The following is an 11,157-nucleotide window of genomic DNA, read 5'->3' on the forward strand; positions in this document are numbered from 1 at the left end:
TTAAGCCGTGGCCGGTCGCGTCTGTCCGCTCGGGCGGCGCTGCGCCTGCGTCGCGGTCTGCGACTCCGACTCCACCGAGGCGGCGACCCCGGCGGGGGCGGGGCGACGGGGGACGTCGACGGGGGGCAGGGTCGAGACCGGGCGGTCGCCGGACGACAGCCACTGCGGACGCGGCGGAAGACGCTTGACGTCCTTGAAGATCTCGGCGAGCTCGATGTGGTCGAGCGTCTCTTTCTCGAGCAGTTCGAGAGCGAGGCGGTCGAGCACGTCGCGGTTGTCGTTGATCACCTGGTAGGCCTCGTTGTGCGCCTGCTCGATCAGCGCGCGCACCTGGGCGTCGACGCGCTCGGCGATGCGCTCCGAGAAGTCACGCCCGTGACCCATGTCACGGCCCATGAAGACCTCGCCCGACGAGGAGCCGAGCTTGACCGGGCCGACCTCGTTGGTCATGCCGTACTCGGTGACCATCTTGCGGGCGATGCTCGTCGCCTTCTCGATGTCGTTCGAGGCGCCGGTGGTGGGGTCGTGGAAGACGATCTCCTCCGCGACGCGGCCGCCCATGGCGTAGGTCAGCTGGTCCTGCAGCTCGTTGCGGGTGACGGAGTACTTGTCGTCGAGCGGCAGCACCATCGTGTAGCCGAGCGCCTTGCCGCGGGGAAGGATCGTGACCTTGGTGACGGGGTCGGTGTGGTTCATCGCCGCTGCCGCGAGAGCGTGTCCGCCCTCGTGGTAAGCCGTGATGAGCTTCTCTTTGTCCTTCATCACGCGGGTGCGGCGCTGCGGACCGGCGATGACGCGGTCGATCGCCTCGTCGAGGGCCCGGTTGTCGATGAGCTGCGCGTTCGAGCGGGCCGTCAGAAGAGCCGCCTCGTTCAGCACGTTCGCGAGATCAGCACCGGTGAAGCCGGGCGTCTTGCGGGCGACGACCTCGAGGTCGACAGAGTCGGACAGGGGCTTGCCGCGGCCGTGCACCTCGAGGATGCGCTGGCGACCCTTGAGGTCGGGGGCGTCGACGCCGATCTGACGGTCGAAGCGGCCCGGACGCAGCAGAGCCGGGTCGAGGATGTCGGGGCGGTTGGTCGCCGCGATCACGATGACGTTGACCTTGGGGTCGAAGCCGTCCATCTCGACGAGCATCTGGTTCAGCGTCTGCTCGCGTTCGTCGTGCCCGCCGCCCATGCCGGCGCCGCGATGGCGACCGACGGCGTCGATCTCGTCGATGAAGATGATGGCCGGCGAGCTCTCTTTGGCCTGGTTGAACAGGTCGCGCACGCGGCTCGCGCCGACACCAACGAACATCTCGACGAAGTCGGAACCCGAGATCGAGTAGAACGGCACGCCGGCCTCGCCGGCGACGGCGCGGGCCAGGAGGGTCTTACCGGTTCCGGGAGGGCCGTACAGAAGCACGCCCTTCGGGATGCGGGCACCGACCTCTTCGAACTTCTTCGGGTCCTTGAGGAATTCCTTGATCTCGTCGAGCTCTTCGATCGCCTCGTCGGAACCCGCGACGTCCTGGAAGGTGACGGTGGGCGTCTCTTTCGTCACGAGCTTCGCGCGCGACTTGCCGAACTGCATGACCTTGCTGCCGCCGCCCTGGGCGCTCGAGAGCAGCCACCAGAAGAGCAGGCCGAGCAGCACGAGGGGGATCATCAGGCCGAGGATGCTGTCGAACCAGCTGGGCTTGGGGACGATGTCGTTGAAGCCGTCAGCCGGCGCGGCGCTGTCGATCGCGCTCGCCACCTCGTTCGCACGGGCCTGGCTGTAGTAGAACTGCACGTCGTTCGCACCCTCGAACGGCTGCGACAGCGTGAGGTCGACGCGCTGGTCGGGGTCGTTGGTCACCACCTGGGTGACCGTCCCGCCCTTGAGCAGGTCGAGACCCTCTTTGGTGGAGATCTGTCGAGCGCCGCTCAGGTTCGAGATGAGCGAGAAACCGATGACCAGAAGCAGGCCGACCAGCAGAACGTAGATGATCGGGTTGCGCGTGATCTTCTTGAAATCCATGGTGGGCGAGCCCAGCCCTTTCGTGATCCGCTCCAGATAAAAGCGGTGGGATCAGGGTAACGCTCAGCGGCTATGCCGAGTCTGTGCGTTCGTCGTGGGCGTATCCGGCCGTCAGGAGTACACGTGCGGCGCGAGCACCGCCACGTCGCGGAGGTTGCGGTATTTCTCGGCGTAGTCGAGCCCGTATCCGATGACGAAGTCGTTGGGGATGTCGAAGCCCACGTACCGGCAGTCGACCTCGACCTTCATGGCATCCGGCTTGCGAAGGAGGGCGAGCACCTCGACCGACTCCGCTCCGCGCGAGGCGAAGTTCTCGAGCAGCCAGCTCAGGGTGAGGCCGGAGTCGATGATGTCCTCGACGATCAGCACGTGCTTGCCGGTGATGTCGGTGTCGAGGTCTTTGCGGATCTGCACGACACCGCTCGAGCGCGTGCTCGCGCCGTACGACGACACGGCCATCCAGTCCATCGTGATGTGCATGGGCAGGTGCCGCGCGAAGTCGGCCATGACCATGACGGCCCCCTTGAGCACGCCCACGAGCACGACGTCTTTGCCGGAATAGTCGGCGACGACCTGCTGCGCCAGTTCGGCGAGCTTCTCGTGGATCTGCTCCTCGGTGAGGAGGACTTCGCTGATGTCGTCGGAGATGTCGGCCGCGCGCATTCGGAAAGTCTACGTCGGTCGATTCAGGATGCCGCCCGCGCGACGACCTCGATCCGCCCGCCGACGCGGCGCGCGAGGCATCCGGGCAGATCGATCGGGCCCTGCCCGCGCCAGTCGGTGGCCAGACGCGCGACCTCGAGGGTCTGGGTGCGCGTCAAGGACACCCCGAACTCGCTCTCGACCACGTACCGCACGATCCGGTTGCGCAGCGCCGCGGGGTTCGCCGCCAACGCCGCCACCGAGACCGAGATCCCCGCCTCGGCGTGCTCGACGATGTCTTCGATCGTCTCGTCGATCATGTCCTGGAAAGCCGCCGCATCCTCGCGCAGCTGCTCCGCGGTGCGGGCGAGGGCCTCCGCGACGCCGGGACCGAGCTCGGCCTCGAGCACCGGCAGAACGCGCTCGCGCACCCGCACCCGCGTGTACGCGGGATCGGTGTTGTGCGGATCGGTCCACGGGTCGAGCCCCACCGCGGCGCAGGCCGCCACGGTCGTCGCCCGGCGCACCGCGAGGAGGGGGCGCAGCCACGTGGGGCCGGTGGCATCCTGTCGCTCGGGCGCCATGCCCGCCAGGCTCGTGGCCCCGGCTCCGCGCGCCAGGCCGAGGAGCACCGACTCGGCCTGGTCGTCGAGGGTGTGGCCGAGGAGCACCGCGCTGGCGCCCGCGTCCGCCGCCGCGCGCGAGAGACCGGCGTAGCGCGCGGTCCGCGCGTCCGCCTCGGGCCCGTCGGCCGAGCCGACCTCGACCGCGACGACTCGGGCCTCGAGCCCGAGAGCGCGCGCCTTCTGCGCGGCGGCCGCGGCCACGGCATCCGATCCGTCCTGAAGTCCGTGATCGATGACGACCGCCTCGGCCCGGATGCCGGCGCGCGGCGCCTCGAAGGCCGTCGCGGCAGCGAGGGCCAGCGAGTCCGGTCCGCCCGAGAGAGCGACGACGACGGACCCGTCGATCCGGGCGAGGGCGGTGCGCACGGCGCGACGCACCTCGGCGACGGACGGGTCGAGTCCGGGGCGGTGATCCATGCCTCCACGCTAGCGGCGCCCCGACTCCGGCCACGGGCGGCTCCCGACTAGGCTGGGCGCGGAAATCCACAGATCTAAGGAGCACGAGTATGGGCGCTTACGACGCCGTCATCGAGATTCCCCGCGGCAGCCGCGTGAAGTACGAAGTCGACCACGGCACCGGCCGCGTCTACCTCGACCGCATCCTCTACACGGTGTTCGGCTACCCGGCCAACTACGGCTTCTTCGAGAACACGCTCGGCGAAGACGGCGACCCGCTCGACGTGCTCGTGCTGCTCGACCGCGAGCTGCACCCCGGCATCCTCGCGAAGGTGCGCCCCGTCGGCGTGCTCAAGATGAGCGACGAGGCCGGCGGCGACGACAAGGTCGTGGCCGTGCTCGCCAAGGACCCGCGCTGGGACCACATCCAGGACGTCGGAGACATCGACGAGTGGACCAAGAAGGAGATCACGCACTTCTTCGAGCACTACAAGGACCTGGAGCCCAACAAGTGGGTCAAGGTCGACGAGTGGGCGGATGCCGCCGAGGCCGAGCGCCTGGTGAGCGAGGCGTTCACGCGCTTCGACGAGCACGACGCGCAGACCAAGACGCAGGGTTCGGGCGAGGCGCCCAACACGCTCTGAATCACGCTCTCACGCGAAGAACCCCCCGGTCTCGGACCGGGGGGTTCTCTCGTTCAGACGTCGATTCCGCGCCAGCGCAGCCAGGGCGCCGGGTCGGTCGTCCCGCCCCACGGCGGGTAGACCTCGAAGTGGAGGTGGCAGCCGAACGAGTTACCCGTCTGCCCGGCGGCCGCGATCTGCTGGCCCGACGAGACCCATTGGCCGTACGAGACGTAGATGCCGCCGTCGACGATGTGGGCGTAGCCCGTGCCGGAGCCGTCGGGGTGCTCGATGCGGATGTAGTTGCCGTAACCGCCGTTGTAGCCGGCGTAGGTCACGCGTCCGTCGAATGCCGCGTAGATCGGCGACCAGCAGCCAGCACCGAAGTCGAGACCGAGGTGCCACGAGCTCGCGCAGTAGCTGCCGTTGCACTGGCTTGAGCGCGGGCCGTAGCCCGAGGTCGTGCCGGCCCACGACGGGCGAGACCAACCGCCCGGGCCGCCGCCGTTGCCGCCGCCACCTCCGCCACCGCCGCTGTCGCCACCGCCGCCGCCGTTGTTGTTATTGGCGTTGTCGCGCGCTTCCTGTTCGCGACGCTCGCGCTCGGCGCGGTCGCGCGCCTCCGCCTCTTCGCGGGCCTTGCGCTCACGCTCTTCGCGGGCCTTGCGCTCCGCCTCGACGCCCGCCTGGTAATCGGCGACGGTCTTCGCGGTCGTGTCCTGGAGGGCGGCCAGCTGCGCCTCGAGCGTCGCCTGGTTGGCCTGCTGCGCGGCGAGGGCGTCCTGCGCGGCCGCGGCGGCCTGCTGCGCGGCGACCATCTTCTCTTCGGCGATCTTCTGCAGACGATCGCGCTCGGCGCGTGCGTCGTTCGCCTGGTTGCTGAGATTCTTCGCGTTGTCGCGAGCCGTGACCGCGGCGGCGTAGACCGCGCGGTTGCGGTCGACGAGCTTGTCCATCGTGCCGAGCTTGGCGAGCAGGTCGTCCGCCGTCGCGGCCGAACCGGAGAAGAACAGGTCGAGGGAGGTGTCGTCGCCGCCGGCGCGGTAGAGCTGCGCGGCGACCTTGCCGGCCTTGGTCGCGGCATCCGTCGCCTTCTGCGCCTCGGCGTCGGCCTGCGACTGGATCTGCTGAGCCCGGTAGTCGGCGTCGAAGTACGCCTGCTGCGCGGTGTAGTACTCGTCGGAGCGGGCGACCACCTCGGCCTGCGTGCGCGCAACTTCGGACTGCAGCTGCTGGATGAGGCCCTGGATCCGGGTGATCTCGGCGGCCTTCGCGGCCTCGTTCGCGCGGGCCGCTTCGACGTCGTCCCACGAGGGGTAGTCGGCGGCGTAGGCGGGCGATCCGAACGACGGCACGGTCGCGCCGAAGGCCCCGACCGCGACGGCCCCGAGGGCACCGAGCTTCAGCGCACTCCGTCGGTCGAGCGACGGCCACAGGCGGCGCCGCTCATTCGCAGAGGGCGCGCAACCGCAGTCGTCTTGATCTTCGGGGCGCTCGAGCGTCACGGGAATACCTTCTCTCACCGGTTCGCAACTCGGAACACAGTAGCAACACGAGTCACAGGAGCAACAGAGCGAGTTCCCGCCGTTGCGCCTCATTGTCGGCCCCGTCGGGCCCTCTGACGCGGACGCCACGCCCTCGATTGGCAATCTCGCGAATCATGAAGTAGGCTCGGTCGTCGGCAAGCGAGAGCGAAACCGCAAGGTTTCTCCCTCATCCGGCCCCATCGTTTAGCGGCCTAGGACGCCGCCCTTTCACGGCGGTAGCACGGGTTCGAATCCCGTTGGGGTCACTCACCGGTTACAACTAAAAATGCATGGCCCTGTAGCGCAGTTGGTTAGCGTGCCGCCCTGTCACGGCGGAGGTCGCGGGTTCAAGTCCCGTCAGGGTCGCTCTGAGCGACGGGCCCTTTTCGGAGGGCCTTTCGTTTCGGTCGCGGCATCCATGGTGTCGCGAGGCTCTGTAGCTCAGTTGGTAGAGCGCACGACTGAAAATCGTGAGGTCACGGGATCGACGCCCGTCGGAGCCACAAGGATCGTCATTACAACGGTCCTAGAAACCCTCGCCTAGCTTCTACATGGCGGGGGTTTTGCTTTACCACCGGCCAGTGGTGCCTTCTGATAGCGATCATCCGACTTCGACTTGTTGACTGAGCGAGCGAAGCAAGTGGAGCCGTCGGTGGTACCCCCAAAGTGATGCGCGACTCAGGCGCGTACGACCACGGGCACGCAACTCGTAGCACCAGAGCTCCCAGGCGGTTATGACGCCGACGACCTGGCGCGACGAACTCGCCATGATGGATCGCGCCTCAGGAGATCGCAGACGCGGACGACGTGTGAGAAATTCGCTACTCGATTCAGGTCCGGCCTAGCGGCCGGTACCGTGGCAGAGTGCAAGCCCGCACCCGACACAGCTGGCACAGGCACTGATGCCATGATGGGCCAACGGGTTACGAACCGTTCTCGATCGTTGACGTCGAGGTCGACGAGCACAATCCACGATTCGCCGAGCCCGTTGTAGGACAACGGGAAGCTATCAATGCACTTCTTGCCCAAGGACCTGGCAAGCTCTTGAACCTCGCAGAGGACATAGCCGTGCTCGGGCAGCTGGATCCCATCAATCCGCCGATTGTCATGCGCGAGGGTAGCCGTGTAGTCGTACTGGAGGGGAATCGCCGGTTCGCGGCGTTGAAGCTTCTTCGCAATCCGGACATAGCAATCGCGCCGGCAACTCAGAAGGCCTTGGCCCGAATCAGAAAGAAGGCGATGGACCTCGGGCAAACGGGTGAGGGGCCTGGCCAAGTTGACTGTTACGTCGTCGACGATCGCGATGCCGCTCAGCGGTGGATCGAGCTGCGGCACACTGGCCAGAACGACGGTGTAGGCACAGACCCCTGGAACTCCTACCAAAGCGCCGCGTTCCGTCCTCGCCCAACTGCCGAGTACCGCGCCGTACTGTTCGTTCGCAAGGTCCTGACGACGTTCGCGGACGACACTGAGCTGATCAACGACGTGCGAAGTGTTCGCGATGGCGGGAAGTTCACCAACCTAGCTCGCCTGCTGAGCCGACCCTATGTTCGCTCCCAGATGATGATCGACATAAGGAACGACGTTGTGTCGCTCGACCCGGAGAATGACCTGACCAACGACATTCTGCGTGTCGTTTTCCATGATCTCACAACGATCAAGGTCGATTCAATCAAGACAGGCGACCAGCAAGACGATTACATAGATGGGGTCGTAGCAGCTGTGTCCGACAGGCACCGCGAGAATCGCCCTGACGATGAAGCTGGCGCGGAGTTCGCAGGTGAGCACGAGGGAGCATCAACGGGGGGCGGGCAGCCGAACCCAGCCGCAAGGGGCGGGAGGGGCGGCGATCACGAGAAGGCCAGCGACCCGCATCCGGTCGCAAGAGAGAGCCAAGATGAGCCGACTCGCAGGCGGAAGAACGCCCCCAAAGGCGAAGCTCGGATCTTCTACGGACTCGTTCTAAAGCACGTCGACCTGCGCACAAGCAAGCTTCTCAAGGAAGCGCAGAAGCTCAAGATCGACGAAGCGGCAGGGGTCACTGCGATCATGGTACGAGTGATCCTCGAGATGGCGATGACCGACATTGGCGCCTCGCGCGGTTGGTTCACGGAGGGCGCGAAACTTCGGACCAAGTTTCGCAAGTCGCTGCTCGTGCTAGATCCGGATGCCGAGAATTCGCAGAAGCGCGATAAGGCGCTGGATATGGCTTGGATCAAGACTCAGTCGGGGGACGGCGATGGGCTCGCGGTCGACGAGATGAACGCATACGTTCACAATTTCATGGCGGTTCCAACGCCTGACGCCGTCCGCGCGCTGACCACGACGTTCCGGCCGCTTTTGCAACGACTGGACGACTTCGCAGGAGCCAATCCGGCATGAGATTTCGTTCCCTCAGCCCACTGCGCTACCCAGGCGGCAAGAGTCGTTTGGCTGACTACTTGGCGCGCCTCGTCAGCTCGCAGAGCCCACGCCCACGTGAGTACGCAGAGCCGTTCGCGGGAGGAGCGGGCGCCGCTCTTCGACTGTTGGCGAACGAGGAAGTCCGCCACGCTCATATCAACGATCTGGATCCGGGAATTGCTGCTTTCTGGCGCTCACTCTTCACCTCAACGGAGGATTTCTCTCAGCTGATACTGAGCGTCGCCCTGAGCATCGACGAATGGCATCGGATGCGCGACATTTACGCAAATCCGACGCAGTACGACGATCTCGAACTCGGGTTTGCGACGTTCTACCTGAATCGCACGAATCGGTCAGGCATCCTTCGCGCGAGACCCATCGGAGGGCTCGAACAGACTGGGAATTGGAAGATCGACGCGCGATTCAATCGCGATGATCTTGCCGACAAGGTCCGCTACGTCGGCGAATACAGGAACCGCGTGACAGTCACTGAGCTCGACGCGCGTGATTTCTTACTGAAGATGGAGCGTCACACCAGCGACGTCCTCGTGTATGTCGATCCCCCCTATCTCGTGCAGGGAGAACGCCTCTATCTCGACGGACTTTCGTACGACGATCACACGCAACTCGCCGCCCAGCTTCGCACAGTCGACCTGCCCTGGTTCATGACCTACGACGCAGACGAGCGGATCCCTAACGAGCTTTATGCGGGACTTCGTTGTGCGTCGTTCGACATTGCCCACACGGCTGCGACACAACACATCGGGTCCGAGTACGCCGTCTTCGCTGAAGGGATCACGGTCCCAGATCTTGAGATCATCCGCGGGAACACCGCCCGATGGATCGCTTAGCTGTGAGTTCGCCGTGGGTAGAGCTGTTCTACTCGCGTCCTACGCCCGCGGCCTGACCCACTCACTAGGCTCCAGACCAAGAAACGCATCGGGTCAGCAGTCTGGAGCCTAGTGAGTGGGTTGTGCACGTGCGTGTTGCACCCACGACCGGCTTCAAGTACTGTGAGCACCGGTAGCGAGGGCTGAAATAGTGCTCCGCGCGCCGACTCGAGAAGCCCACGCCGCGTGCGTGGGCTTCTGCGTTGTCGCGTGTTTGCTCGATACTGAAGACATGCTCCTGGCTTACATCGACGAGATCGGAGAGCCCGGAGCATTCATCTCCCGGGATCACGAACGCTTCCATACGAGCCCCTCCTTCGGGTACGCAGGCTTCGTAATCGAGGCGGAGTGCGCTCGAGGCTTTGGGCAGCGATTCACTCACGAGAAGCGAACGCTATTCGCGTCCGAGTTGGTCGATCACCCCAACCCCGGACAGTGGGAGAAGAAGGGGGCGTCGATGTTCCGACCCACGACAGCTGCCACCCATCCTCAGCATCTCAGAGTCTTCAGCGGCCTGGTAAAGACTATGAGATCGATGCGTGGGATGCTCTTCTACTACGCCGACGAAAAGCCGCTCGGCACGCCGAAGCAGACGAACCTAGACCCTGCGGCGCGCGAAACCGCAGCGATGCAAGAGACTCTCAACCGCCTTTGCACCTACGCAGAGCGACGCGGGCAGAACCTACTAGTCATGATCGACCAGATCAACGAAAAGACTCGCGCCGAACGCCTGCCGCAGATGTACGGCCACATTTTCCGTCGGTCTGCTGATCGCCCAGAGATGAAGCGAATCGTCGAGCCCCCGATGCACGTCGACAGTGTCCTGAGCGCGAACATCCAGTTCGCCGATTGGATCGCCGCCGCTACGACACGAGCGATAGACAATCAGCTAGTTCGCGACTCGCCGTATCACTGGGTACCAGCGTCGTGGAGCCACACGATGTCCGGCGGCTTCACGCACGAGTCGAAGCTCCACCTTTGGCACCGCGGTGTCGACGATATCCACAACTCAGCACTGTTCTTCAAAGAGCGGCCCCTCTACCCGATCGCTGCTGGTCACCGCATTAGCGATGGCTTGCCTTCCGCGACGCTCCGGAAGATTCATGCCGCAGCTGTTCGTGCAGAAGAGAGCCAACGCAAGAGGTGACCAACTTCTTGTGTTGATCACGGGCCGGGAACTTCGCCGAAACCACCCAGCACAGCCACCACCAACGAGTGCAGTTTCCGCGGACTCACGCGACGAACGCGCGCTCGTGAGCGCTCGTAGACCCGGCGTACACAACTGAAAATCGTGAGGTCACGGGATCGACGCCCGTCGGAGCCACTGCGACCTTCGTGTGGCTCATACACACGGGGGCTCTTTTGTTTCCGGATGCCGCAATGTCGGCGCCTACGGCCTTTCGCGCTGCTCGACGCCCCCTCTGGTCGCCGCGATGTCGCGGCCCGCGCCGAGAACGGATGACGCGCGCGACAGGTCACCCCGACGAGTATTCACAGCTCAGCCGAGAGCCGCATTGCAGTGGCATTACCCCTTCTGCGACACGCCACCCGGCTCGTTGAGCGCTACGCGTGAGGGTGAGCTTGAGCGCGAACCGGGTGAAGAACGGTGATGCACCATCACCGGTCGCTAGCCTCCTCCTAGGCATGCATACATGCCATACATAGCGAAGGGGCAAGGAAATGACAGCAACGACAACGCTCGAAAGAGCGCGTTCCGCAGTGAGCAGGCGGGCTCTTGCGGCAGCACTGGCATTCGTCGCAGTCTTCGGCATCGCGGTCGGCGCTGCCGCCCCCGCGCACGCCGGAATCGGCATGTGGTACGTCAGCTCGAGCTGGGTCCAGTCATACGCAGCGCTGACCTCCACGGGCGGAGACGGGTACTTCCAGGCGAAGGCGGTCTTGGGCGGAAACGTCAAGTGGGGCAAGTACTCGCCGAACAACACCCAGGCCCAGGCCGATGGGTTCAGCTTTAGCCACAGTGCGTTCCTCTTTCAGAACGGTCGCGTCTGGAAGAGCGGGTAACGGGTGGGCAGCGCACGCGAGCGGC

9 protein-coding genes and 3 tRNA genes are annotated in these 11,157 nt (G+C 65.2%); 8 read left to right on the top strand and 4 right to left on the bottom strand.

Features of this window, described 5'->3' with window-relative positions:
• The 3 genes from ftsH to tilS form a co-directional block, all read right to left on the bottom strand.
• Complete coding sequence (gene ftsH, locus P2P98_RS17455) at positions 1 to 2,004, bottom strand: ATP-dependent zinc metalloprotease FtsH (protein ID WP_275801529.1); 2,004 nt, start codon at positions 2,002 to 2,004, stop codon at positions 1 to 3.
• A gap of 111 nt (positions 2,005 to 2,115) precedes the next feature.
• Complete coding sequence (gene hpt / locus P2P98_RS17460) at positions 2,116 to 2,667, bottom strand: hypoxanthine phosphoribosyltransferase (RefSeq protein WP_058595761.1); 552 nt, start codon at positions 2,665 to 2,667, stop codon at positions 2,116 to 2,118.
• Positions 2,668 to 2,690: 23 nt separating this feature from the next.
• Positions 2,691 to 3,689, bottom strand: a complete 999-nt coding sequence (gene tilS / locus P2P98_RS17465) for a tRNA lysidine(34) synthetase TilS (RefSeq protein ID WP_275801530.1) — start codon at positions 3,687 to 3,689, stop codon at positions 2,691 to 2,693.
• An 89-nt stretch (positions 3,690 to 3,778) separates the two neighbouring features.
• On the opposite strand from tilS, the gene P2P98_RS17470 reads away from it, so the two are divergent.
• Positions 3,779 to 4,312, top strand: a complete 534-nt coding sequence (locus tag P2P98_RS17470) for an inorganic diphosphatase (protein ID WP_275801531.1) — start codon at positions 3,779 to 3,781, stop codon at positions 4,310 to 4,312.
• 53 nt (positions 4,313 to 4,365) lie between these two features.
• Here P2P98_RS17470 and P2P98_RS17475 read toward each other — a convergent pair whose 3' ends face one another.
• On the bottom strand, positions 4,366 to 5,796 hold the full coding sequence (locus P2P98_RS17475; RefSeq protein ID WP_275801532.1) for a M23 family metallopeptidase: 1,431 nt from the start codon (positions 5,794 to 5,796) through the stop codon (positions 4,366 to 4,368).
• A 214-nt stretch (positions 5,797 to 6,010) separates the two neighbouring features.
• Here P2P98_RS17475 and P2P98_RS17480 point away from each other — a divergent pair.
• The 7 genes from P2P98_RS17480 (at position 6,011) to P2P98_RS17510 (ending at position 11,132) form a co-directional block, all read left to right on the top strand.
• Positions 6,011 to 6,083 (top strand) — tRNA-Glu (locus P2P98_RS17480).
• Positions 6,084 to 6,109: 26 nt separating this feature from the next.
• Positions 6,110 to 6,183, top strand: a tRNA-Asp gene (locus P2P98_RS17485).
• Positions 6,184 to 6,247: 64 nt separating this feature from the next.
• Positions 6,248 to 6,320, top strand: a tRNA-Phe gene (locus P2P98_RS17490).
• A 565-nt stretch (positions 6,321 to 6,885) separates the two neighbouring features.
• Positions 6,886 to 8,199 carry a hypothetical protein gene (locus P2P98_RS17495; RefSeq protein WP_275801533.1) on the top strand — a complete coding sequence of 438 codons (1,314 nt, stop codon included), beginning with the start codon at positions 6,886 to 6,888 and terminating at the stop codon, positions 8,197 to 8,199.
• Positions 8,196 to 9,071: a DNA adenine methylase gene (locus P2P98_RS17500; protein ID WP_275801534.1), complete on the top strand. Its 876-nt coding sequence runs from the start codon at positions 8,196 to 8,198 to the stop codon at positions 9,069 to 9,071. Before P2P98_RS17495 ends, P2P98_RS17500 begins: the two co-directional genes overlap by 4 nt.
• 271 nt (positions 9,072 to 9,342) lie before the next feature.
• Positions 9,343 to 10,257: a DUF3800 domain-containing protein gene (locus P2P98_RS17505; protein WP_275801535.1), complete on the top strand. Its 915-nt coding sequence runs from the start codon at positions 9,343 to 9,345 to the stop codon at positions 10,255 to 10,257.
• A 533-nt stretch (positions 10,258 to 10,790) separates the two neighbouring features.
• Positions 10,791 to 11,132, top strand: a complete 342-nt coding sequence (locus P2P98_RS17510; protein WP_275801536.1) for a hypothetical protein — start codon at positions 10,791 to 10,793, stop codon at positions 11,130 to 11,132.
• The last annotated feature ends 25 nt before the right edge of the window (positions 11,133 to 11,157 follow it).

The organism is Microbacterium sp. Kw_RZR3 (genome assembly GCF_029222405.1).
Taxonomy (GTDB): domain Bacteria; phylum Actinomycetota; class Actinomycetes; order Actinomycetales; family Microbacteriaceae; genus Microbacterium.

Bases quoted from the DNA above. Each gene is read 5' to 3' on its own strand.
- P2P98_RS17505 (WP_275801535.1), top strand. From the start codon at position 9,343: ATGCTCCTGGCTTACATCGACGAGATCGGAGAGCCCGGAGCATTCATC.
- tilS (WP_275801530.1), bottom strand. From the start codon at position 3,689: ATGGATCACCGCCCCGGACTCGACCCGTCCGTCGCCGAGGTGCGTCGC.
- hpt (WP_058595761.1), bottom strand. From the start codon at position 2,667: ATGCGCGCGGCCGACATCTCCGACGACATCAGCGAAGTCCTCCTCACC.
- P2P98_RS17500 (WP_275801534.1), top strand. From the start codon at position 8,196: ATGAGATTTCGTTCCCTCAGCCCACTGCGCTACCCAGGCGGCAAGAGT.
- ftsH (WP_275801529.1), bottom strand. From the start codon at position 2,004: ATGGATTTCAAGAAGATCACGCGCAACCCGATCATCTACGTTCTGCTG.
- P2P98_RS17510 (WP_275801536.1), top strand. From the start codon at position 10,791: ATGACAGCAACGACAACGCTCGAAAGAGCGCGTTCCGCAGTGAGCAGG.
- P2P98_RS17470 (WP_275801531.1), top strand. From the start codon at position 3,779: ATGGGCGCTTACGACGCCGTCATCGAGATTCCCCGCGGCAGCCGCGTG.